Origin of the sequence: Paraburkholderia kirstenboschensis, assembly GCF_904848585.1 — a bacterium.
In the GTDB taxonomy this organism is placed as follows: domain Bacteria; phylum Pseudomonadota; class Gammaproteobacteria; order Burkholderiales; family Burkholderiaceae; genus Paraburkholderia; species Paraburkholderia kirstenboschensis.
Map to the genome: position 1 here is coordinate 182,527 of NZ_CAJHCR010000005.1, position 22,214 is coordinate 204,740.

General features: G+C 61.6%; 20 protein-coding genes. 12 read left to right on the top strand and 8 right to left on the bottom strand.

Translation table 11 applies throughout. The features are described from left to right. Positions 1-145 precede the first annotated feature (145 nt). The 3 genes from JMY24_RS16260 to gph all read left to right on the top strand — a co-directional run bounded on the left by JMY24_RS16260 (position 146) and on the right by gph (position 2,535). Positions 146-862 carry a MotA/TolQ/ExbB proton channel family protein gene (locus tag JMY24_RS16260; RefSeq protein WP_128596567.1) on the top strand — a complete coding sequence of 239 codons (717 nt, stop codon included), beginning with the start codon at positions 146-148 and terminating at the stop codon, positions 860-862. A gap of 177 nt (positions 863-1,039) precedes the next feature. After that, positions 1,040-1,810: an HAD family hydrolase gene (locus JMY24_RS16265; protein WP_128596576.1), complete on the top strand. Its 771-nt coding sequence runs from the start codon at positions 1,040-1,042 to the stop codon at positions 1,808-1,810. Next, positions 1,807-2,535, top strand: coding sequence for a phosphoglycolate phosphatase (gph, locus tag JMY24_RS16270; protein WP_128596566.1), 729 nt, complete (start codon positions 1,807-1,809; stop codon positions 2,533-2,535). Before JMY24_RS16265 ends, gph begins: the two co-directional genes overlap by 4 nt. 132 nt (positions 2,536-2,667) lie before the next feature. On the opposite strand, the gene JMY24_RS16275 is transcribed toward gph, so the two are convergent. Then, complete coding sequence (locus JMY24_RS16275) at positions 2,668-3,819, bottom strand: porin (protein WP_128596565.1); 1,152 nt, start codon at positions 3,817-3,819, stop codon at positions 2,668-2,670. A gap of 819 nt (positions 3,820-4,638) precedes the next feature. Between JMY24_RS16275 and JMY24_RS16280 the strand changes: the two genes are divergently transcribed. Together JMY24_RS16280 and JMY24_RS16285 are read left to right on the top strand one after the other, a co-directional pair. After that, the gene (locus JMY24_RS16280) at positions 4,639-4,917 is read left to right on the top strand and encodes a DUF1488 family protein (RefSeq protein ID WP_128596563.1); all 279 of its coding nucleotides are present in this window, start codon (positions 4,639-4,641) and stop codon (positions 4,915-4,917) included. 30 nt (positions 4,918-4,947) lie between these two features. Beyond that, on the top strand, positions 4,948-5,739 hold the full coding sequence (locus tag JMY24_RS16285) for a phosphate/phosphite/phosphonate ABC transporter substrate-binding protein (protein WP_128596562.1): 792 nt from the start codon (positions 4,948-4,950) through the stop codon (positions 5,737-5,739). Positions 5,740-5,777: 38 nt separating this feature from the next. Here the strand turns inward: JMY24_RS16285 and JMY24_RS16290 are convergent, their stop codons facing one another. The 4 genes from JMY24_RS16290 to JMY24_RS16305 form a co-directional block, all read right to left on the bottom strand. After that, positions 5,778-7,811, bottom strand: coding sequence for an acetyl/propionyl/methylcrotonyl-CoA carboxylase subunit alpha (locus JMY24_RS16290; RefSeq protein WP_201702432.1), 2,034 nt, complete (start codon positions 7,809-7,811; stop codon positions 5,778-5,780). A gap of 72 nt (positions 7,812-7,883) precedes the next feature. After that, a complete protein-coding gene (locus tag JMY24_RS16295) occupies positions 7,884-8,669 on the bottom strand; it encodes an enoyl-CoA hydratase/isomerase family protein (protein ID WP_128596561.1) in 786 nt (261 codons plus the stop codon). A gap of 28 nt (positions 8,670-8,697) precedes the next feature. Next, on the bottom strand, positions 8,698-10,305 hold the full coding sequence (locus JMY24_RS16300) for a carboxyl transferase domain-containing protein (protein ID WP_128596558.1): 1,608 nt from the start codon (positions 10,303-10,305) through the stop codon (positions 8,698-8,700). A gap of 97 nt (positions 10,306-10,402) precedes the next feature. Then, a complete protein-coding gene (locus JMY24_RS16305) occupies positions 10,403-11,584 on the bottom strand; it encodes an isovaleryl-CoA dehydrogenase (RefSeq protein WP_128596557.1) in 1,182 nt (393 codons plus the stop codon). Between the two features lie 281 nt (positions 11,585-11,865). Here JMY24_RS16305 and JMY24_RS16310 point away from each other — a divergent pair, with 281 nt between their 5' ends. The 3 genes from JMY24_RS16310 (at position 11,866) to JMY24_RS16320 (ending at position 14,833) form a co-directional block, all read left to right on the top strand. Beyond that, positions 11,866-12,621 carry a TetR/AcrR family transcriptional regulator gene (locus JMY24_RS16310; RefSeq protein ID WP_128596560.1) on the top strand — a complete coding sequence of 252 codons (756 nt, stop codon included), beginning with the start codon at positions 11,866-11,868 and terminating at the stop codon, positions 12,619-12,621. Between the two features lie 118 nt (positions 12,622-12,739). Further along, complete coding sequence (locus tag JMY24_RS16315) at positions 12,740-13,597, top strand: DUF72 domain-containing protein (protein ID WP_236597417.1); 858 nt, start codon at positions 12,740-12,742, stop codon at positions 13,595-13,597. Between the two features lie 117 nt (positions 13,598-13,714). Continuing rightward, complete coding sequence (locus JMY24_RS16320) at positions 13,715-14,833, top strand: 3-deoxy-7-phosphoheptulonate synthase (RefSeq protein WP_128596556.1); 1,119 nt, start codon at positions 13,715-13,717, stop codon at positions 14,831-14,833. A 176-nt stretch (positions 14,834-15,009) separates the two neighbouring features. Here JMY24_RS16320 and JMY24_RS16325 read toward each other — a convergent pair whose 3' ends face one another. Then, on the bottom strand, positions 15,010-15,288 hold the full coding sequence (locus JMY24_RS16325) for an HU family DNA-binding protein (RefSeq protein ID WP_006049832.1): 279 nt from the start codon (positions 15,286-15,288) through the stop codon (positions 15,010-15,012). A 350-nt stretch (positions 15,289-15,638) separates the two neighbouring features. Between JMY24_RS16325 and JMY24_RS16330 the strand changes: the two genes are divergently transcribed. Further along, positions 15,639-16,022, top strand: a complete 384-nt coding sequence (locus JMY24_RS16330) for a hypothetical protein (RefSeq protein WP_128596555.1) — start codon at positions 15,639-15,641, stop codon at positions 16,020-16,022. A gap of 181 nt (positions 16,023-16,203) precedes the next feature. Next, positions 16,204-18,177 (top strand): putative bifunctional diguanylate cyclase/phosphodiesterase, encoded by a 1,974-nt coding sequence (locus tag JMY24_RS16335; protein ID WP_128596554.1) that lies wholly within the window; start codon positions 16,204-16,206, stop codon positions 18,175-18,177. Between the two features lie 36 nt (positions 18,178-18,213). Here the strand turns inward: JMY24_RS16335 and JMY24_RS16340 are convergent, their stop codons facing one another. Next, a complete protein-coding gene (locus JMY24_RS16340) occupies positions 18,214-18,942 on the bottom strand; it encodes a DUF899 family protein (RefSeq protein WP_128596553.1) in 729 nt (242 codons plus the stop codon). Between the two features lie 252 nt (positions 18,943-19,194). Between JMY24_RS16340 and JMY24_RS16345 the strand changes: the two genes are divergently transcribed. Both JMY24_RS16345 and JMY24_RS16350 read left to right on the top strand, forming a co-directional pair. After that, positions 19,195-20,121, top strand: a complete 927-nt coding sequence (locus JMY24_RS16345; protein WP_128596552.1) for a LysR substrate-binding domain-containing protein — start codon at positions 19,195-19,197, stop codon at positions 20,119-20,121. 177 nt (positions 20,122-20,298) lie between these two features. Beyond that, positions 20,299-21,549, top strand: a complete 1,251-nt coding sequence (locus tag JMY24_RS16350; RefSeq protein ID WP_201702434.1) for an MFS transporter — start codon at positions 20,299-20,301, stop codon at positions 21,547-21,549. 23 nt (positions 21,550-21,572) lie between these two features. Here the strand turns inward: JMY24_RS16350 and JMY24_RS16355 are convergent, their stop codons facing one another. Beyond that, complete coding sequence (locus JMY24_RS16355) at positions 21,573-22,178, bottom strand: peroxidase-related enzyme (protein WP_128596550.1); 606 nt, start codon at positions 22,176-22,178, stop codon at positions 21,573-21,575. Positions 22,179-22,214 lie beyond the last annotated feature (36 nt).

Consider the following 22,214-nt stretch of genomic DNA (forward strand, 5'->3'; position numbering starts at 1 on the left):
CGGCAACCGCAGTAGCCGTTCTAAAACGCCGCCCGGCAGCGGAGAATGAACGCGCAGACTCGACGATGCGGCGCACGTCGACTGCTTGAAGCCTGCTGGTAGCCTGCTTTTCGCCTCTCATGCGGCGCGAGTTGAAGGAAACGGTATGCAGCACTATGGTGTCGCGAATGTCTGGCAGAGCGGCGATCTCGTCACACGCTCGATCCTCGGCACGCTTTTCATCATGTCCATCCTGTCGTGGACGGTCATCGTCGTCAAGCTGTGGCATGTCATGCGCATCAAGCGTGTGACCGGCCGCACCGACGCATTGTTCTGGCAAGCGGACAGCTTCGAGCACGGGCTCAGGGACCTGGGTGGCCTCGAGGGCTACAGTGGCGACGCATCGGCGGCGGTCCTGCGCGACAATCCGCTTCTGGCGCTTGCTGTGGCCGCTGCGGAGGCCGCGGCTCATCATCGGCAAAACAGGCCGCATCTGCAAGACCGCATCGGCGTGTCCGACTGGATCGCGCGCCGCTTGCAGGGCACCATCGACGACATCATCGCCCATATGCAAAGTGGTCTCGCGGTGCTGGCTTCGATCGGCAGCACCGCGCCGTTCGTCGGCCTGTTCGGCACGGTGTGGGGCATTTATCATGCGCTGATCGTGATCGGCGAAGCGGGACAGGCATCGATCGATCATGTTGCCGGACCGGTCGGCGAGTCGCTCATCATGACCGCGTTCGGACTCTTTGTCGCGATACCCGCGGTGCTCGGATACAACGGCCTGACGCGCGCGAACAAGTCGATCGTCACCCGGCTCAAGCGCTTCGCGCATGGACTTCACGCGTACTTCGTCACCGGCCTGCAACTGCCGCGTGCGTGACGCAATAGCGCGTTGCCTATGCTCATGCCGCACGCCCGCGGCGCTGAGGATCGTTAAAGGATCGGTTATCGAGGTCCAAAGAAACTCTGAGTTCAATTCACCGTCCCGCTCCGCTATCGTGACTGCACACCGGCGACATGCATGACGCCGCTCTGCAAACATGAAGAGGACTGGCTCATGCAAGCCTTGATCTTCGATGTGGACGGCACACTTGCCGATACCGAAAGCGCGCACTTGCACGCGTTCAATGCGGCATTCGCGGAAGCCGGTCTCGACTGGCACTGGGACGAAGCGCTCTACGCGCGTCTTCTCAGGGTAGCGGGCGGCAAGGAGCGTCTGTTGCATTACTGGCGCATCGCCGATCCGCAGGAAGCCGAAGGCTCGGGCGTGAGCGGCGTCATCGACACAGTGCACGCGATCAAGACCCGTCATTACGCGGCACGCGTGCGCAACGGCGGATTGCCGTTGCGGCCCGGCATTGCGCGGCTGATCGACGAAGCCGCCGAGGCCTCCATTCCCGTGGCAATCGCAACGACCACCACGCCGGCGAATCTCGACGCGCTTCTACAGGGCCCTTTCGGCCCCGAATGGCGCAGCCGTTTCGCTGCGATCTGCGACGCGGGCACCACGCAGGCCAAGAAGCCTGCGCCCGATGTCTACCTCGACGTGCTTCGGCAACTCGGCCTGCAAGGCGCAAATTGCTTAGCGTTCGAGGACTCCGCCAACGGTCTGCGGGCGGCGCGGGCGGCACTCGTACCGACTGTCGTGACACCGACCGCGTACACATCGCAGGATTCTTTCGACGGAGCGTTAGCCGTGTTGCCTCATCTCGGCGATCCGCATGCGCCGATCCCATCCACAACGAAAGGCCAGTGGCCCGCATGGGTGGATCTCGACACGTTGCGCCGCTGGCACCGCAATGCGTTGAACGAGGCCGCTGCCGTATGAGCAAGCAGCCGGTTTTCTCGCCGCAAGCGCTAACGCGAACGCGTGCCGTGCTGATCGACCTCGACGGCACGATGGTTCACACCGCGCCGGATATCGTCGAAGCGGTGAGCCGCATGCTCGCCGACTTCGGTCAGGCGCCGTTGCCGTTCGACACGGTCAGCAGCTTTATCGGCAAAGGTGTTCCGAACCTCGTTCGACGCACGCTCGAAGCGGCGGCGCTGGACCGGCAAGTAGATATGAGCGAAGCGTTGCCGATTTTTCATCGGCACTATGAACAGACCAATGGCAACTATGGCCATGTGTTCGCGCACGTCGCTGCGGGTCTGCGAGAACTTCGACGGCTCGGCTACCGGCTTGCATGCGTTACCAACAAACCGGAGGCGCTGGCCGCGCAACTGTTGCTGATGACAGGGCTCGCGAATGATCTCGACCTGCTGGTTGCAGGCGATTCGATCGAGCGCATGAAGCCCCATCCCGAACCGCTATGGCACGCTTGCCGATTGCTGGACGTGGATGTGGAGTCCAGCGTGCTGGTCGGCGATTCACCGGTCGACATAAGCGCGGCGCGAGCGGCCGGTATGCCGGTGTTCATCGTGAGCTATGGGTATGGCGGGCCGGATGGCCCAGCGTCGTTGCAGTGCGACGCGACGATCGATTCCTTTGCGCAACTGCCCGCTCTGCTTACGTCGCGCGATGAGCGCTTGCGTGCCGATGCCGGGTCTTAGTTCTGGATGGCCTCACGCGCTTTCGCAGCGCAACACAAAAGACCCGGCCGCGAGATGACCGGGTCTTCAATTGATTTGTCGCCAACGAGCCGCCGAAGCGGCTTGCCGCTCGCTACAACAGAACCAGCCTCATTAGAACTTGTGACGGATACCGACAATCGCGAGCGCTTGCGAATCGGTGCCGTTGTAGCCATATGAGCCGATCGAAGCTTGCGCGTCCTGGGTCGTGCCGTCCGCGAGACGCTGCGTGCCGTTCGCGTGCTGGTAGGCCGCGACCGCGTAGAAGTCGGTGCGCTTCGAGATGTTGTAGTCCGCGCCAATGCTGACCTGATGGTAATGCGCCGACGTGTCACCCGATGCAGCGGTGTACGCATAACCCACACCCGCGACGAGTGCCGAGGTCGCCTGATAGGTAACGAAGGCCTTGCCGCTGTTGTACTTCTCAGTGCCCGAGAAGGCGGACGAGGCATCGCTCTTCAATTGCGTGTTGCTATACGAAGCGCCCAGCGTGACGGGGCCTACCACGTATTGGCCGCCGATCTGCGCGATGCTGATCGACTTCGCCGACACGTATCCGTCGTTGATGTGGCTGTCGAAGATCGAATCGGTCGTGCTGCTCGCCCAACTCGTGCGCCCGGCGGTCGCCGATGCGTTGGTCGCGCGCAGATAGCCGCCGGCCAGCGAGAACGGGCCGTTCGAATACGACACGGCGCCGCTGTACGTATACCCCTGGCCCGCCTGACCCGCGACGCCGCTGAATGCATACAGGCCTTCGAACTGCAGGCCGCCGTAGTTCGGCGACACGTATTTGACCGCGTTCGACACGCGAGCGCTGTTGTCGTTGTTGTCGACGTCGCCCGGCGTTGCAAACGCGGAGCCGAAGAAGTTGTCGGCCGTGACGCCCTGCACCATGTCCACGATCGGATCGTACTGGCGGCCGGCGGTCACCGTGCCCCAAGTGGCGCCGGTCAGCCCGACAAATGCCTGGCGGCCGAACTCGCGCGAGCCCTGACCGAGCTTGCCCGTACCGACGTCAAAGCCGTTTTCCAACGTGAAGATCGCCTTCAGACCGCCGCCGAGTTCTTCCTGCCCCTTCAGGCCCCAACGGTCGCCGCTCAGATTGCCGTTGATCATGCCCGCGAGGTTGCTGCCTGAATCGGCGTTATGCACATAGCCGATGCCCGCGTCGATCACGCCGTACAACGTCACGCTGTTCTGTGCATGCGCGGACCCCGCCGCGACGAGCAATGCGAGAGACGCCGAAGTCAATGCTGTCTTTTTCATCCTTGTTCCTTTATTCACGTTCCAGAAAAGCATTACGGACGCGCAGCATACATCGACTAAATAAAAATTCAATAAAGGTGTTTTAAAATTACCACGCCATTAGCATTACCAATTAATGCGCAAATAATTGAGGGCTATGTGAGAACACATAGCCCCGAGTCCGGCACAACGGCCTTCCCTGCGTGGAGACTTAGAGAAAAGAACCGAACGTTGCGTAATCTAATGAGCGAATCGGGCGAAGTCAATCCATCGTAAAGCAGATTCACTTTCTTAATCTTTCTCCGCTTAACCAGCGCACCGCCTTTATTTCAATTAATTAATTTTCCTTCCCGTTTCATATGCTTCAAACGGGTCGACTTATTGAACCGGTCTACTTCGGCTGCGTTAATGGCAGCCTATTGCGCAACCCAGCAGACTGAACGCGCCGACAATTCCGACGCCCGCGCCCAGTCCGAACGTCTCCAGCGAAGTCGCGCATCCTTGCAGAGTGAAGACCATCCCGATGGCGGTAGCCAGCACGAGTTGCCGTATTCCGCGTCGTCCCGCTTCGCTTGACTGCCTGGTATTCATCCTCTCTGTCCTCGTCCCGATAGATCTGAATGAGGCGAGTGTAGCCAGCCCGCCACCGGGCGAACGCTCGAACAGCGGGGAGAAAAATCGCACCGGTTACCAAACGTTGCGCGCCGCAAAAGACGACCTCAGCAGCGCACGTGTCGCCGCGGCTGGCCGATTTCACCGCGAATGCTGGCTCTCCCACATACCGGCGGCTTACAGCTTGTCATCCTGACAACTCAGGCGCGCGCGCGAAAGGAGGTCGCCATGTCGGTTTATGTGGATGAAGGATTCCGGCCCTGTGTCACGGAGTGCGCGACGGTCGCGTTCAGGGTGTGCTGCGACGACCGGGCGCAGATTTTCGAAGTGAGCGCGGATGCCTTGATCGCCTATTGCGGCGCGGCAAGCGCGCGAAAAAGGGACCTACTGCTCGCATTCGAAGGCGCGCAACGCGAGATTCTCACCGTGGCCGCGAAAAGGTGGACGTTCACGCCGAGCGAACCCGTGCGGCTGGGTGTCGACGAATTCCGTATGATCATGCATTAGTCAGCCAAATAGGTATGCAAGACCCGTGTCATGACCTGGATCGCCGCCCTGCCGATGTACAACGTCACGCCGTCGCTCGAAACCGAGTGGCGCGGGTGGCTCTCCGACGTGCTGCGCATGGTCAAGCCCGCGTGCCGCATCGTCGAGCCCGACGAAGAATTGCACGGCTTCTGGCGTCGGCCCAATCTGCTGATGTCGCAAACCTGCGGCTATCCGTTGATGCACGGCTTGCGCGAACAGGTGCAGTTGATCGCCACGCCGCGCTTCGACGCGCCTGGTTGCGAAGGCGCGCACTACGCGAGCGTGCTCGTCACGCGCGCGGATGCGCCGTTCGACACGCTCGCGTCGTGCCGCGGTGCACGCGTCGCCTACAACCAGGACGATTCGAATAGCGGCATGAATGCGCTACGTCACGCGGTCGCGCCGCATTCCCATGAAGGTGCGTTCTTCCGCGCTGCGGTGCGTACCGGTTCGCATGTCGGCTCGCTACGGGCCGTCGCGGAGAATCGCGCGGACGTCGCCGCGATAGATTGTGTGACGTTCGCTTTTGTCTGCGATGAAATGCCGGAACTCGCACGGCGGGTCAGGCGCATCGGCATGACGGCGGCCTCGCCGGGTCTGCCTCTCATTGCGTCGGACACGGTGCCCGCCGCGACGGTGGAAGCGCTGCGCGAGGCGCTTAACGAAGCGCTCGCACTGCGTCCCGACCGCGCAAGACGCCTGCGTTTGCAGGGCTTTTCCACGCTGCCGCTCGACGACTACGAACGCATTGAGCAACTGGAAAACGAGGCGCGCGCGGCGGGATACACGCGCCTCGGCTGAGGCTTCGTGCTTCTTCTGCGCGGCCGGAAAGATCGCGCTTATTGCACGTCCAGCACCAGAAGCTGCGCACCGTCGGCGACCTGATCGCCTACCGCATACAGCACCTCGGACACTGTGCCCGCTGCCGGTGCACCGATCGTGTGCTCCATCTTCATCGCTTCCATCACGATGAGCGGCGTGCCTTTCTCCACCACCGCGCCCGGCTCCACCAGCACCGCGATGACCTTGCCGGGCATCGGCGCGGTCAAGCGGCCTTCGCCATGTTCGGCATCCGCGGCATGTGCGAGCAGGTTCTGCCACTCGAACGCCAGCGCGTGACCGAGACAGAACACATGGAACGTATCGCCGTCGATAAACACACGACCCGTGGCGCGCGCATCGCCTATCGTCGCGCGGTATTCGTGCAAGCCCGCGCCGCTGGACCATGAGAAAGCTTCGCGCACGCCGTCGTGTTCGAGCGTTTGTGTCGCGCCGTCGCGTGCAAAAGCGACTGTGAACGCGTTGCCGCTTTCCCCGCTGTTTTCGATGGCGAGCCAGCCTAGCGTTTGCGTAAAGCCGCCGTTCAGGCGCCAGTGCGATAACGCGTCCCACGGCGACGCGCCGTGCGCGGTGCCGCCTTCGCGCGTGAGCAGCGCGGCGCACGCGAGCGCGAGCGCTTCCTTGAACGGCTTCTTTACAGGGGCGAACAACGCCTCGTGATGCCGCTCGATCAGGCCCGTATCGAGATCGCCCGTTACGAACGGCTCGCTCTCGACAATGCGCTGCAAAAACTCGACATTCGTGTGCGGACCGACCACCTCGCACGCGTGCAGCGCACGGCTCATTCGCGCGAGCGCTTCCTCTCGCGTCGCGCCGTGTACGATCAGCTTCGCGATCATCGGATCGTAGAACGGCGTGATGGTGTCGCCCTCGCGCACGCCGCTGTCGATGCGCACGGGCGCCTTGCGACCCTCGCCCGCGGCCGCATGGATCGCGAATTCCACGCCTTCAGGCATGCGCAAATGCTTGAGCGTGCCGGTCGAAGGCAGGAACCCGCGCGCCGGATGTTCGGCGTAAATGCGCGCCTCGATTGCGTGGCCGTCTATCTTCAACTGATCCTGCGTGAGAGGCAGCGGTTGGCCCGCGGCCACACGCAGTTGCCATTCCACCAGGTCCTGACCCGTGATCATTTCCGTGACCGGGTGCTCGACCTGCAAGCGCGTGTTCATCTCCATGAAATAGAAATCGCCCGTGGCCGTCATGATGAATTCAACGGTACCTGCACCGACGTAGTTCACCGCGCGCGCGGCGGCCACTGCGGCCTCACCCATTTCGCGCTTGATTTCCGCGGACAATCCCGGCGCGGGCGCTTCTTCCAGTACCTTCTGATGACGCCGCTGCACCGAGCAGTCACGGTCAAACAGATAAACCGCGCCGCCGTGACGATCCGCGAAGACCTGCACTTCGACGTGACGCGGCCGCGTCAGATACTTTTCGATCAGCACTCGATCGTTGCCGAAGCTGCTCGCCGCCTCGCGCTTGCACGAAGCGAGCGCCGCGAGGAAGTCTTCGCTGCGCTCGACCACACGCATGCCCTTGCCGCCACCGCCCGCGCTGGCTTTCAGAAGCACCGGATAGCCGATCGCATCCGCCTCGCGATGCAATAGTTCGGGGTTCTGATCATCCCCGTGATAACCGGGAACGAGCGGCACCGCCGCCGCGTGCATCAACGCCTTGGCTGCGGCTTTCGAGCCCATTGCCGCGATCGCTTCAACCGGCGGTCCAATGAACACGATGCCGGCGGCTTCGCATGCATGCGCGAAGTCTTCGTTCTCCGACAGGAAGCCATAGCCGGGATGCACGGCCTGTGCGCCGGTTGCGCGCGCCGCCTCGATAATGCGCGCCACGCGCAGATAGCTTTCCGCCGCGGTCGCTCCGCCGATATGTACGGCTTCATCGCAAGCGCTCACGTGCTTTGCATCGGCGTCCGCGTCTGAATAAACAGCCACACTTGCAATGCCGAGCCGCTTGCAGGTTGCCGCGACGCGGCACGCAATTTCGCCCCGGTTGGCAATCAGGATCTTGTTGAACATGAGTTGTCTCGATCTCGGGATATTCTTCTGGTGAAGGCCTGCGAGCGCCTCGGAATGTCAGTGAGCCGCGCTTCAATCACGCCAGGCCGGCGTGCGCTTTTCAAGGAACGATGCGACGCCTTCGCGGCCTTCCGCGCCGGCACGCGTGCGCGCGATACGCGCGGCCGTATCTTCGATCAATGCATCGTTCAACTCGCGGCCCGCCATGTCCTGCACGAGCTGCTTGCAATTGCGCACCGCTTGCGGACCGTTCGCGCACAGCGTTTGCGCGATCTGCTGCACGGTGGCATCCAATTGCCCGGCGCTGACCGCTTCGCCGACGAACCCAAGGCGCAGCGCCGTCGCACAGTCGAACTGCTCGGCGGTGATGAAATAGCGGCGCGACGCCTGCTCACCCAACGCGCGAACCACGTACGGCGCGATAGTCGCCGGAATCAGACCGAGACGCGCCTCCGACAGACAGAAGCGCGCATTTTCCACCGCCACCACGATGTCGCATGCCGAGATGAGTCCCATGCCGCCCGCGTATGCGTCGCCGTTCACGCGAGCGATCACCGGCTTGCTGCAGCGATAGATGGACGACAGCATGTTCGCGAGCAGCATCGCGTCGGCGCGGTTCTCCTCGTCGGAGTAGGCGGCCATCTTCTTCATCCAGTTCAGATCGGCGCCCGCGCAAAAAGCCTTGCCGTTCGCGGCCAGCACGACCGCGCGCACGTCGTCGCGTATGTTCAATGCCGTGAAGGCCGATGTGAGTTCCGCGATCATCGTTTCATTGAACGCGTTGCGCACATCCGGGCGATTCAGCGTAACGGTTGCAACGTGCCCGGCGAATTCGACATTCAGTGTTTCATAGTGCATCGTGGCGGCTCCCATGCGTGATGCTGCGTCACATCCGAAACACGCCGAAGCGCGTATCTTCGATCGGCGCATTCATCGCTGCCGACAGACCGAGACCGAGTACGTCGCGTGTCTGCGCCGGATCGATAACGCCGTCGTCCCACAGACGTGCGCTCGCATAGTACGGATGGCCCTGATGCTCGTATTGCTCGCGAATCGGCTGTTTGAAGGCCTCTTCTTCGTCGGCGCTCCATGAACCGCCTCTGCTTTCAATACCGTCGCGCCTGACCGTGGCCAGGACCGACGCTGCCTGTTCGCCGCCCATCACCGAAATGCGCGCGTTCGGCCACATCCACAGAAAACGCGGCGAGAACGCGCGGCCGCACATGCCGTAATTGCCCGCGCCGAAAGAGCCGCCGATGATCACCGTGAACTTCGGCACCTTCGCCGTGGCCACCGCCGTTACCATCTTTGCGCCGTTACGTGCGATGCCTTCGTTCTCGTACTTGCGGCCCACCATGAAGCCCGTGATGTTCTGCAGAAACACGAGCGGGATCTTGCGCTGGCAGCACAGTTCGATAAAGTGCGTGCCCTTCAGCGCAGACTCCGAAAACAGAATGCCGTTGTTTGCAATGATGCCGACCGGATGCCCCCAGATATGCGCGAAGCCGCACACAAGCGTGGTGCCGTAGCGTGCCTTGAATTCGTCGAATGCGGAGTCGTCGACGATGCGCGCGATCACCTCGCGAATATCGAACGGCTTTCTCGTATCCACCGGAATCACGCCGTACATGCTCTTCACGTCGTAGCGCGGCGGCTTCGGCTCCTGCAACATGAGCGCCACATGCTTCGTGCGGTTCAGGTTGCCGACGATGCTGCGCGCAATCGCCAATGCATGCGCGTCGTTCTGCGCGAGGTGATCGACCACGCCCGACAGACGCGTATGCACGTCGCCGCCGCCGAGGTCTTCCGCGCTGACCACTTCGCCGGTTGCGGCCTTCACGAGCGGCGGACCGCCGAGAAAGATGGTCCCCTGATTCTTCACGATGATCGATTCATCGCTCATGGCCGGCACATAGGCGCCGCCGGCGGTGCATGAGCCCATTACGACGGCAATCTGCGGAATACCCGCTGCAGACAGATTCGCCTGGTTGTAGAAGATGCGGCCAAAGTGGTCGCGGTCGGGAAATACGTCGTCCTGATTCGGCAGATTCGCGCCGCCCGAATCGACGAGATACACGCACGGCAAGTGGTTTTCCGCGGCGATTTCCTGCGCGCGCACGTGCTTCTTGACCGTGACCGGATAGTACGTGCCGCCTTTGACCGTCGCATCGTTGCAGACGATCACGCACTCGTGGCCCGCGATCCGTCCGATACCGGTGATCACGCCCGCGCCCGGCGCGTCGTCGTTATACATGCCGTAGGCTGCGAGTTGCGAGAACTCGAGAAACGGCGTGCCCGGATCGAGCAGCTTCTCGATGCGCTCGCGCGGCAGCAATTTGCCGCGCCCGGTGTGTTTTTCGCGTGCTGCCTGCCCGCCGCCCAGCGCGAGCTGTTCGACCTTCGCACGAAGATCGGCGACCAGCGCTTCGAGCGCCGCCGCGTTCGCGCGGAAGTCGTCGGAGCGCGGGTTCAGCTTGGATTCGATGATCGGCATTGCGTGGCTTCTCCTGTGTCGATCGGAGAATCGGAGTCGGCGCTTTAGCGCTCACTGCGATCCCATGCCGCTTGTTTGGAAGTTGGCGCGTGAGCGCTTACGCAGTCTCGGCAAACAGCTCGCGGCCAATCAGCATGCGGCGGATTTCGCTCGTGCCCGCGCCGATTTCATACAGCTTCGCATCGCGCCACAAGCGCCCGACCGGATATTCGTTGATATAGCCGTTGCCGCCGAGAATCTGGATCGCTTCGCCCGCCATCCATGTAGCCTTTTCGGCCGTGTACAGAATCACGCCCGCGCAATCCTTGCGGACCTGGCGCACATGCCCGGTGCCGAGCGTGTCGAGTTGACGGCCGACCGCGTAGAGATACGCGCGGCATGCCTGCAATGTGGTGTAGAGATCGGCAACCTTGCCTTGAATCAGCTGGAATTCGCCGATGGACTGACCGAACTGCTTGCGGTCGTGAATGTACGGCACTACCGCGTCCATCACCGCGACCATGATGCCGGTGGGGCCGCCAGCGAGCACCGCGCGCTCGTAGTCGAGGCCGCTCATCAGTACTTTAACGCCGCCGTTCAATTGCCCGAGAATGTTCTCCTGCGGCACTTCCACGTCCTGGAACACGAGCTCGCCCGTGTGCGAGCCGCGCATGCCGAGCTTGTCGAGCTTCTGCGCAACCGAGAAACCCTTCATGCCTTTCTCAACGATAAACGCGGTAATGCCACGCGAATTCGCTTCGACATCGGTCTTCGCGTAGACGACCAGCGTGTCGCAGTCCGGGCCGTTGGTAATCCACATCTTCGTGCCGTTGAGCACATAGTGGTCGCCCTTCTTGTCGGCGCGCAGCTTCATGCTGACCACGTCCGAACCCGCATTCGGCTCGCTCATTGCAAGCGCGCCGACGTGTTCGCCCGACACGAGTTTCGGCAAGTACTTCTGCTTTTGCGCCTCGGTGCCGTTGCGATGAATCTGGTTCACGCACAGATTCGAATGCGCGCCGTATGAGAGACCGACCGAAGCGGATGCGCGCGAGATCTCCTCCATCGCGACCATATGCGCGGTGTAACCCATGTTGGCGCCGCCATATTCCTCCGAGACCGTCATGCCGAGCACACCGAGATCGCCAAATTTGCGCCACAGGTCCATCGGGAACTGGTCCGTGCGATCGATTTCCGCCGCACGCGGCGCGATTTCTTTCGCAGCGAATCCCGCGATGCTGTCACGCAGCATTTCGATTTCTTCGCCGAGCGGGAATTGCAAACCGGGCAGGTTGCTCATTGCGGTGTCTCCAGAGTTCATTGGCGGCCGGACAATGATGCCGGCGAATTCGAGTGCGGCCGGGCGGACGGCGGCGGCCAGATGGACCGCGTCTCTCACCGTACCCGAGGCGCGCGACGTTCAAGGCGAATTTCACGCTAGATTTACGTAAGCGTCAATAGGTATTTCTGAGTGCGACTCAGAAATCGATTCGATTGGTTCATGGGCACGGATGCTGTGATAGCATCGGTTCAATCGGGTTTTTTCATTCGAACCCTTCCAGAAACTTGACTTCCACTCATATGACGGTTGCTCTGAAGGCCGAATTGCCCGCGTCGCGCCGCCAGCCCGCCGGGCGCAAGTCGCAGCAGCGGGTGAAAGAGATTCTCCAGGCGGGCCGCGACGTGTTCTCCGAAAAGGGCTATGAACGCGCAACGACCGCGGAGATCGCTCAACGCCTGGGCGTTTCCGAGGCGACCGTCTTCAGCTATTTTCGCGGCAAGCGCGAGTTGTGCGCGCGGGTTATCGGCGACTGGTACGACGAGATCATCGACGCGATCGAATCCGGGCTGCCGCGCGACGGCACCGTGCGCCAGCAATTCGCGTTTATCGTGCGGACGCATTTGCGGCTGATGCTCGTGAACGGCACCGACCTTTGCGCGCTGGTGTTGTCGGAAGGACGCGCGCGTCACCACGAGTTGAGCGAGGCGCTGACCGAATTGCAGCGCCGCTACACCGCACCGCTAATGCGCGTATTGGCTCAAGGCCAGGAAAGCGGCCAGATTCGCGCGGACATGCCTTTGCGTTTATTGCGCTCCATGGTGTTCGGGCCAATGGAACATGTGTTGTGGGACGCGACGCTCGCGAACCGGCATACCGACATCGAAGCAACCGCGGACCAGTTGATCGACGTACTGTGGGCCGCGTTGACGCCTCCCGACCTTGCGGTGAACGCATTGCAACAGTTCAGAGCGGAAGTGGCCGAAGCGAACCGTCGTTTCGAGGAAGCCACGCGTGAGGCCGCTGCGCGCAACGCCGATCCGGCGAGCGGCGAATAGCGTCTGGCGTTTTTCTTTTCCACTGATTCCTGTTCTCGCGAGTTCTGTCTGGCGGCGAAAAAAACGCTAATCTACCGGTCTCATGGTAGATAAAGCGCAGCCAAAAGGAGAACACCAGGTGGCAGATCTCAAGCCCGCGAAAGCCGCAAAATCTTCAACGAGCGCAAAGACCACGAAAGCCGCGAAGTCCAGCAACATCAGGATCGGCATAGGAGGTTGGACCTATGCACCGTGGCGCGGCACGTTCTACCCAGAAGATCTCACGCAAAGCCGCGAACTCGAGTACGCGAGCCGGCATCTCAGTTCAATCGAAATCAACGGCACCTTTTACGGTTTGCAAAAGCCGGCGAGCTATGAAAAGTGGTATCAGGAAACGCCAGACGACTTCGTCTTTTCGCTGAAGGCGCCGCGCTACTCGACCAACCGTAAAGTACTCGCGGAGGCCGGCGAGACCATCGAACGTTTCTTTGCAAGCGGCGTGTTGCTGCTCAAACAGAAGCTCGGCCCCATCAACTGGCAGTTCGCGCCGACCAAGAAGTTCGACAGCGAAGACTTCGAGGCCTTTCTGAAACTGCTGCCGGCGAGCATCGAAGGTATAAAGCTTAGGCATGCAATCGAAGTGCGCAACGACAGCTTCAAGACACCGGAATTCATCGCACTAGCACGCAAATACAAGGTCGCAGTCGTGCTGGCCGGCGACAGCGACTACCCGCAAATCGCCGACATCACCGCGCCGTTCGTCTACGCGCGCATTATGGGCACGACGGATAAACAGGCCAAGGGTTACGCGACGAAAGCGATCGACGCATGGGTCGATCGCGCGCGCCAACTGGCTGCGGGCACGACGCCCGGCGACCTGGAAACGTGCGCGGAACCGCCCGCAAAAGCAGCCGCGCGCGATGTTTACCTCTACGTAATCAGCGGCTTCAAGGAACGCAATCCGGCCGCTGCAATGGCGTTGATCGAGCGGCTTTGACCGGCGCCGTTTCGGCGGCGGCATGCGAGTGTCATAATCCCGGCAGCGAACCACACGCAACGACACCCACATTCAAGGCCGCGAGGCCAACTCACATCGAAAGTCCGGGAGAATACCTTGAGCGCCATCGACAATCCTCTGCACGACCGGGAAGTCGGCTCGGCCGACGCCACGCAGGACACTACGCGCATCGACGACGTTCGCATCGGCGCGGTCCGCCCGCTGATTTCCCCTGCTCTATTGCAGGACGAATTGCCCGTGCCCGCCACGGTGCAATCGCTCGTTGAAAAGACACGCGCGGAAATCGCCGACGTCCTGCACGAACGCGACGACCGGCTCGTGATGATCGTCGGGCCCTGCTCGATCCATGACCATGACCAGGCGATCGAATACGCACATAAGCTGAAGGCCGCGGCCGATGCGTACAAAGACGAGCTGCTGATCATCATGCGCGTGTACTTCGAAAAGCCGCGCACCACGGTGGGCTGGAAGGGCTATATCAACGATCCGCGTCTGGACGGCAGTTTCCGTATCAACGAAGGCCTGCGTCTCGCGCGGCAATTGCTGCTCGACATCAACGGCCTGGGCTTGCCTACTGCCACCGAATTCCTCGATCTGCTGAGTCCGCAGTACATCGCCGATCTGATCGCGTGGGGCGCAATCGGTGCGCGCACAACGGAAAGCCAGAGTCATCGTCAACTGGCTTCGGGGCTCAGCTGTCCGATCGGTTTCAAGAACGGCACAGACGGCGGCGTACAGATCGCCGCTGACGCGATCGTGGCCGCGCGCGCCAGCCACGCATTCATGGGCATGACCAAGATGGGCATGGCGGCCATCTTCGAAACGCGCGGCAACGACGACGCCCATGTGATTCTGCGCGGCGGCAAGAAGGGACCGAATTACGACAGCGCATCGGTCGCCGCGAGCTGTGCCGCGCTCAAATCAGCGGGTCTGCGCGAACAGGTGATGATCGACTGCTCGCATGCGAACTCGGGCAAATCGCATTTGCGTCAACTGGATGTGGTGCAGGATGTAGCGCAACAACTTTCCGCGCAGGAGCGCCGCATTATCGGCGTCATGCTTGAAAGTCATCTGGAAGAAGGCCGTCAGGATCTGAAGGCCGGAGAGCCGCTGCGTTACGGCGTGTCGATTACGGATGCTTGCGTAAGCTGGGCGCAAACGGAACCCGTGCTCGAGACACTTGCCGACGCGACCCGCAAACGCCGCGCGGGCTGATCGCGGACACGCTCAATACGACTGCGAGGCAAGCCAAGCCGGCACACGCGCCGCGCCATCCGCCGATGGATTCGTCCTACCGGGGCTGGGCAGCGCGTGATTCCTCACACCCGAGGCATCGCTCGCGCCGCGCCATGACAGCGCATTGCGGATGCTCCGGCGTGAAGCGCGTTGCATTACGACGCGTTGACGGCTTCCTTGAACGCCTTGCCTGCGGTGAACTTCACCGTCTTGGCTGCGGCGATCTGGATCTCGGCACCCGTCGACGGATTGCGGCCCACGCGTGCTGCGCGCGCGCCGGTCGAGAAAGAACCGAAACCGACCAGTTGCACCGTATCGCCACCAACAACGGCTTTGGTCACCGCTTCAACGATAGCGTCGATGGTTTGGCCGGTGGCCGCTTTGCTTTCGCCCGTTGCTGCGGCGACTGCATCAATCAGTTCCTGTTTGTTCATAGCACTTCCCGTATGGTAATCATGGAACCGGCGCTACATCTGTCGCGCCGGGACCGACACACTAACGCATAGGCGCGCTTTCGCGCAAACCCTGCGTGTAAGCCTTGTATCACCCGCCCACAGCCGATTTGACGATTTTGTTCGGCAAAGTGCCCTAAGAATCGCGTGCTTACGTGTATCTCCCGCTTGACCGCCATAGCTCGCGTATCACAATCCGTTGCAATTTCAGTGCTTTAGCGCGAGCCAAAAGGGTCGTGGACAAATTTTTGCTCTGTCAGACTGCTCGACCGGCTACCGTCGTTCGGCCAGCGCCGCGCGAGTTTGAATCAGCAATTGGGAGAAAGAAAAAGATGAATATTCGCCATATAGCAACATGTGCGCTCGTCGGCGCGCTCTCTTGCACGACCGCCTCGGCCGATGAAAACGCCTGCGCGACGCTAGCGGGAACGACGAATTCCACCGCACTCCAGGCGTTCCAGGTGCGCGACGGTGAACCCGTCGACCTGATTAGCGGCGCGAAAACGGTGCACGGCAAGCTGCTTGTATTCGGCGAGAACGGCGTGTTTCGCGCTTACTGGCAGCCCGAAAACAGCGCCGAAAATTATGTGCTGGCGAATGCCGGCGACAATGCAGTGCGCCTCATATCCACTCCTGCCCAAGGCAGCCAGGCCGTGCACGGCGAACCGGGCACGACACTTGGCCCATTGCGCGTGCTGTCCTGCCCCAAGCTTTGAAGGCCGCCCGAAGGTCAAAGTTACCCATCAAGACCTAGGAGCGCATTGCCACCGACCGTTCGGCAGGTGTTAATTACCGGACCACGGCCAATGCAAGACAACCATCTAACGCACTCAAGGTCTGATCGGCATATGCCGATATACCAGGCTGCGTATGCGGCGCAAACGTTAAGGGACAGGAATGGTTGGAATAGCCAGATTGAGGCAAGCGTTGTCCGGGGCGGAAAGAGACCCCGATCTTGTGCGTTCGCAGTTCCAGGCGGTGGGCCGCCAGATTCCGCTTCTTTACTTCATCCTGTTCGTCAACACGCTGGCGGTCACGGTCACGCACCTGCACAGTGCGCCGGCATGGCTTTCGATTTACGCGCCGGGCGCGCTGTGCACGTTATGCGTCGTGCGATGCATACGGTGGTGGCGCGCCCGGCATCGCGTGTTGACGCAAGATAAGGCCGTGCACGAGGCGCGCAAGCTCGTCTGGCTCTCCAGCACGTTCGGCATTGCCTTCACCACCTGGTCGCTGATGCTGCTGCCGTACGGCACCGCGTACGAACAGGCGCAGGTTGCGTTCTACATGGCGACTACCGTGGTCGGCTGCGTGTTCTGCCTGATGCACCTGCGCGTGGCCGCATTGCTGCTTCTGTCCATAGTGATCCTAAGTTTTTCGACGTTCCTCGTCTTTACGGGGTCGCCGGTGTTCATCGCGATGGCGATCGACATGACGCTCGTCGGACTCGCGCTGGCTTTCATCATCGAGCTGTATCACCGGACGTTCTCCGGCGTCGTGTATGCGCAGCGCGAATTGCAGGCAAGCCAGGAGAAAACCCAAAGGCTCAGCGACGAAAATTTTCGCCTCGCGAGCATCGACAGCCTGACCGACCTGCCCAACCGCCGCAGCTTCTTCGCGTCGCTGCGGGCGCTGTCCGAACAGGCGCTTGCCACCGGCGGCGGATTCAATGTCGGCCTCATCGATCTCGACGGCTTCAAACAGGTCAACGACATTTACGGCCATGCAAGCGGCGACCTCGTGTTGCAGGAAGTCGGCTTGCGGCTGCTCGCGCTGGCCGAGCCCGGCATTTTCTTCGCGCGGCTCGGCGGCGACGAATTCGGCGTGCTCGCCCAGCACACGCAGTCGAACGAGACGCTATTCGAACTGGGCCAGCGCATTTGCGACTCGCTGAGTCAACCGTATCAGGTGGCAGGCAATATTGCGGAACTGTCGGGCACGATTGGCTGGGCAGCGTTCCCGGATGCGGGCACAACCGTTACGCAAGTATTCGAGCGCGCGGACGCGGCGCTCTACGTCGGCAAGGAGAGCCGGCGCGGCACGGCGGTGATCTTCTCGACCGAGCACGAAACACGCATTCGACGTTCGAGCCTCGTCACGCAGGAGTTGCGGCACGCCGAACTGGAATCGGAACTCTTTCTGGAGTTTCAACCGATTTCCGATGTCGTCACCATGCGAACGATCGGTCTCGAAGCACTCGGGCGGTGGCACAACCCGAGGCTCGGCGCCGTGAAGCCGGAGGAGTTCATCCGGATCGCTGAACGGACCGAAATCATTCTGCGCATAACCGAAGTGCTCTTACACAAGGCGCTCGCCGAAGTGCCGCATTGGCCGAGCGAGCTCTATCTGTCGTTCAATCTCTCCGCAATCGACATTTCGACGTCCGCGCGCGCCCGCCGCCTGATCGACATTGTCGCGGCGAGCGGCGTGCCGCCACATCGCGTGTCGTTCGAGATCACCGAAACTGCGCTCACTCGCGATTTCGAGCAAGCGCGCTCGGCCCTCACGATGATCAAGCAGGCCGGCTGCCGCGTTTCTCTCGACGACTTCGGCACCGGTTATTCGAGCCTCAGTTACGTGCACCGTCTGCCGTTCGATTCGATCAAGATCGACCGCAGTTTCATGACCGACGTGGATTCGAACAGCGCATCGAAGAAGATTGTCAAATCGGTGCTCGACCTGTGCAAGAACCTCGGGCTCGAATGCGTGGTCGAAGGACTCGAAACGTCGTCGCAGGCGGAAGTAGTCAAGGCACTGGGCGCTCGCGCGGTGCAAGGCTACCTGTTCAGCCGGCCCATGCGTTCGGGCGCCGTCTCGAGCTATTTGCAGGCAGCGCAGGAGCAAAGCCGCATGGAAGACGCGCCCCGGTGATCACAACGGCCGCAAAGAGGCGCCGCGCAAGCAGCGCTAACGCGGCGCTGCGTTGTACTCGAGTTTCGGATACCAGTCGCTGCCACGACCGTCGGGCGTCATGTCCAGCACGGTCCACAGAGGCATCACGTCGGGCGCGCCGCGCGGATCCTGGCCGGGGTCGGCGGTCCACGGACCCATCTCTTCTGCCCAGAAGTGCCGTACCGTACCGCCGGATCGCGTGAAAACGTTGAACGCGGGAACGTCGTCGCCATCCGGATCTTCGCCTGCATAGTCGCGATTGAACGTATTGTCCGCCGACGAATACAACTGCAAATGGCGCCAGCCCCGCTCTTTGGCGAAGGCGACGAGCTTCTCTATCGGCGAGCGGCCGATCACTGCGAACGCCACACGCTGCAGCATGTCGGGCATTTCGCCGTCGTAGGCGCTCAGGAGCGACGTGCACATCGGGCAAGACCGCTCGCGCCTGGGACCGAACATCCAGTTATACGTGACGAGCGTATCCTGCCTGACGAACATTTCGGAAAGCGTGACGGGGCCGCTCTCACCTTCAAAACGGTAGTCTTCCGGTACGATGCCACCAGGCGGCAGCGCGCGACGCTGCGCGGCAACGCGTTCGATATGGCGGCGCAGTTCTATTTCTTCAGCGAGCAGATCATTGCGCGCGCGGCGATACTCGGCGCTTTCGCCGGGAAAGCGCCGCGGCGAGTCCGCAAGTTCGCGGGCCGGCTTCAGGGCCGGTGCTGCTTCGTTCGATTCAGTCATGTGCAATCTCCCTGTCGAGGAAAAGGACTAGTGCGTAGCGCGCGCTCTGCGCCCCGCCACCCACATACATACACGACGATCTAGGCCGCGGCGAATCGACAGCGGCGCGAGAACATTTTCCGCACTCCGTCTGCCCAGGCCTTTGCGCACTGCAACGGAAACCACGCGTTATGACCGGCGCGACGCGGTATGCTGTCGCGAAACAGCAGCCACGTGGCCCCGCGCGCGCTGCGCCGCCTGGGGAGATGCAACATGCCGCTTCGTCTACCGCCTTTGCCTGCGCTTCGCTTTTTCGAAGCAGCCGGCAGACATCAAAGTTTCAAGCTCGCCGCCGCCGAACTGAATGTTACGCCGAGTGCGGTCAGTCACGGAATCGTCGGTCTGGAGCAGATGCTAGGCGTTGAACTCTTCGTGCGCGAGCCTCGCGGTATTTCGCTCACTGCCAGCGGCGCGGACTATCTGTCATACGTTTCAGAGGCATTTTCGCTGATTGCTATCGGCACGCAGCGTCTGCCGAACCATCGCGCGAACCGCCCCATTGCCCTGAGTTGCGCCCCGACGTTTGCGTCCCGCTGGCTGTTGCCACGCCTGCAGAATTTCAGGGCGCGCTGGCCACATGTGAATGTGACTGTCGATACATCGCACCGCCAGGTGGGCTTTCCGGTGGACGGATTCGATTTCGCGGTCCGCATGAGCCGTGCGCCTGTCGCCGGCACTGCGTGGGCGCGGCTCTTTGGAGAACAACTCGTCCCTGTATGCAGCCCCGCCTATCTGGAGTCGCTGCGTGATACGCACGGCACGCCGCTATTGCGCAAGGCCACGTTGATTCACGTGAATGCCGCGAGCGAAGACTGGCAGGCGTGGCTCGAAGCCACCGGCATGGAAGGAGTCGATCCCAGCGAAGGCTTTCGTGTCGACACGATCCAGCTCGCCTTCGAAGCTGCAAGCATGGGCCTCGGCGTTGCGCTCGGTCGCAGGCCATTGGTGGATCGCGACCTCGCGAGCGGCGCGCTCGTCGAAGCGGCTTCCAGTACGATCGCTTCGTCCACTGCCTACTGGCTCGTTAGCGCGGAGGACGCGCAACGTCGGCCGGAACTACTCGACTTCAGGCAATGGATGCTCGCAGAGGCCGGGCAGTTTTCGTGCGACTCAAGCGTTGGCGCGCACGCACCGCAATAGAGGCTATTGATACTCGCCTGATCTCGCCGATTGGCGCACACAAGCTTTTACTCGGCTTCCGGGTCGTTCAACCCGCTACCGATCGCACAGGTGAGCGGCGCTCACCTGTCGTCAAAAACTTTTCTTTTGCGGCTTCCGATGCTCGCTGCGACCATTGTGTCGAAGGAGATCAGAACCATGTCGACTGCCAACAGCAAACGCTTTGCGCCCGCGTTCAATCACACGACGCTCGTCATTCTCGCCGCCGCGCTCGTTCTCAGCGCGGCAATGGGAATCCGGCAAACGTTCGGGCTATTCATAGGGCCGTTTTCTTTCGATCGAGGTTTGCCCGTCACGCTCATCGCGTTCGCAATTGCGCTGCACAATCTGGTGTGGGGCTTCGCGCAACCGTTCGCGGGCGCAGCTGCGGACCGCTACGGTTCCGCGCCGGTGGTCGCATTCGGCGCGACGACTTTCGCGGCGGGCCTCGGCCTCGCGGCCGTCGCGCCGAGCGGGCCGATGTTGATCGTCGGCATGGGCCTGCTGGTGGGCATCGGCGTAAGTTGCACCACATTCGGCGTCGTGTTGCCGGCGGTCGGCCGCGTGGCATCGGCGGAAAAACGCAGCATGGCAATGGGCCTAGTCAGCGCGGGAGGGTCCGCCGGGCAGGTACTGATGGTCCCGCTCGTTCAGGGCATCAGGCTCAACGCGGGCATTGCCACGTCGCTATTCGTGCTGGCTTTCCTGATGCTGATGGTTGCCCCGCTCGGCATCGTATTGGACCGGCGCGCACGAACCGGAGCACCGCTTTCTGAGCCGCCGCTCGCGCCGCTACGCAGCGTGCTTGCTCAAGCCGCCCAGCATCGCGGATACCGGTTGCTCACACTCGGCTTCTTTACCTGTGGATTTCAACTTGCGTTCATCGCCACGCATTTGCCAGGCTATCTGTCGCTATGCCATATGCCCATCGGACTCGGCGCGACCGCTCTTGCATTGATCGGCTTGTTCAACATGATCGGCAGTTGGGCGTGCGGCTGGTTAGGCGGCCGGTTCCGGCAGCATTACGTGCTTGGCTGGCTATACCTGATTCGCAGCGTGACGATCGGCGCATTCTTTCTGCTACCGAAAAGTGCCCTGACGGTAGTGGTATTTGCGGCCGTCATGGGCCTCACCTGGCTCGGCACCGTTCCGCTGACGAGCGGCCTCGTTGCGAAAGTATTCGGTACGCGCCATCTCGGGAGTCTGTTCGGTGTCTGCTTTCTGAGCCACCAGATCGGATCGTTTCTCGGCGCGTGGCTGGGCGGCGTGGTCTTCGACCTGACGGGCTCGTATTCTCTGCTGTGGCAAGCGACCGTAGCGAGCGGTCTTGTCGCCGCACTGCTGCACTTTCCAATTGACGACACCGCACTACGCACGCCCGCACTTCGTTCAGAACCGGCGAGCGCATGAGTACTGCATAAGCAGGGAGAGGTTTATTTCTGCGGTGAATCGGAAGCGGCTTTCGGCACGCGCCCCATCAAATAGAACTCGTCGTTGGGGCGCATGGAAATCACATTCGCCATGCGGTTCGACAAGCCGAAAAACGCTGTAATCGCGGCAATGTCCCAGATGTCTTCGTCCGCGAATCCATGTTCTCGCAACGTCTGGAAGTCGGCATCGTCGATGCAGCCCGATTCGCGGCATACCTTCAACGCAAAGTCGAGCATGGCTTTCTGCCGCGCGGTGATGTCCGCCTTGCGATGGTTCACGGCCACCTGATCCGCGAGCAGAGGCGCCTTTTCGTAGATGCGCAGAATCGCGCCGTGTGCGACCACACAATAGAGGCAATCGTTCACCGCGCTGGTGGCAACCACGATCATCTCGCGTTCGCCTTTGGTGAGGCCGCCTTCTTTCAGCATCAATGCATCGTGATACGCAAAGAACGCACGAAACTCATCGGGCCGATGCGCAAGCGTCAGGAATACATTCGGCACGAACCCGGCTTTTTGCTGCACTTCGAGAATGCGTGCGCTGATGTCGTCGGGCCATTCGCTCGGATCGGGCACCGGGTAGCGGCTGATTGGTTGAAGATTGGCCATGCTGTGTCTCCGTTATAGCGCTATATGTCATGACGA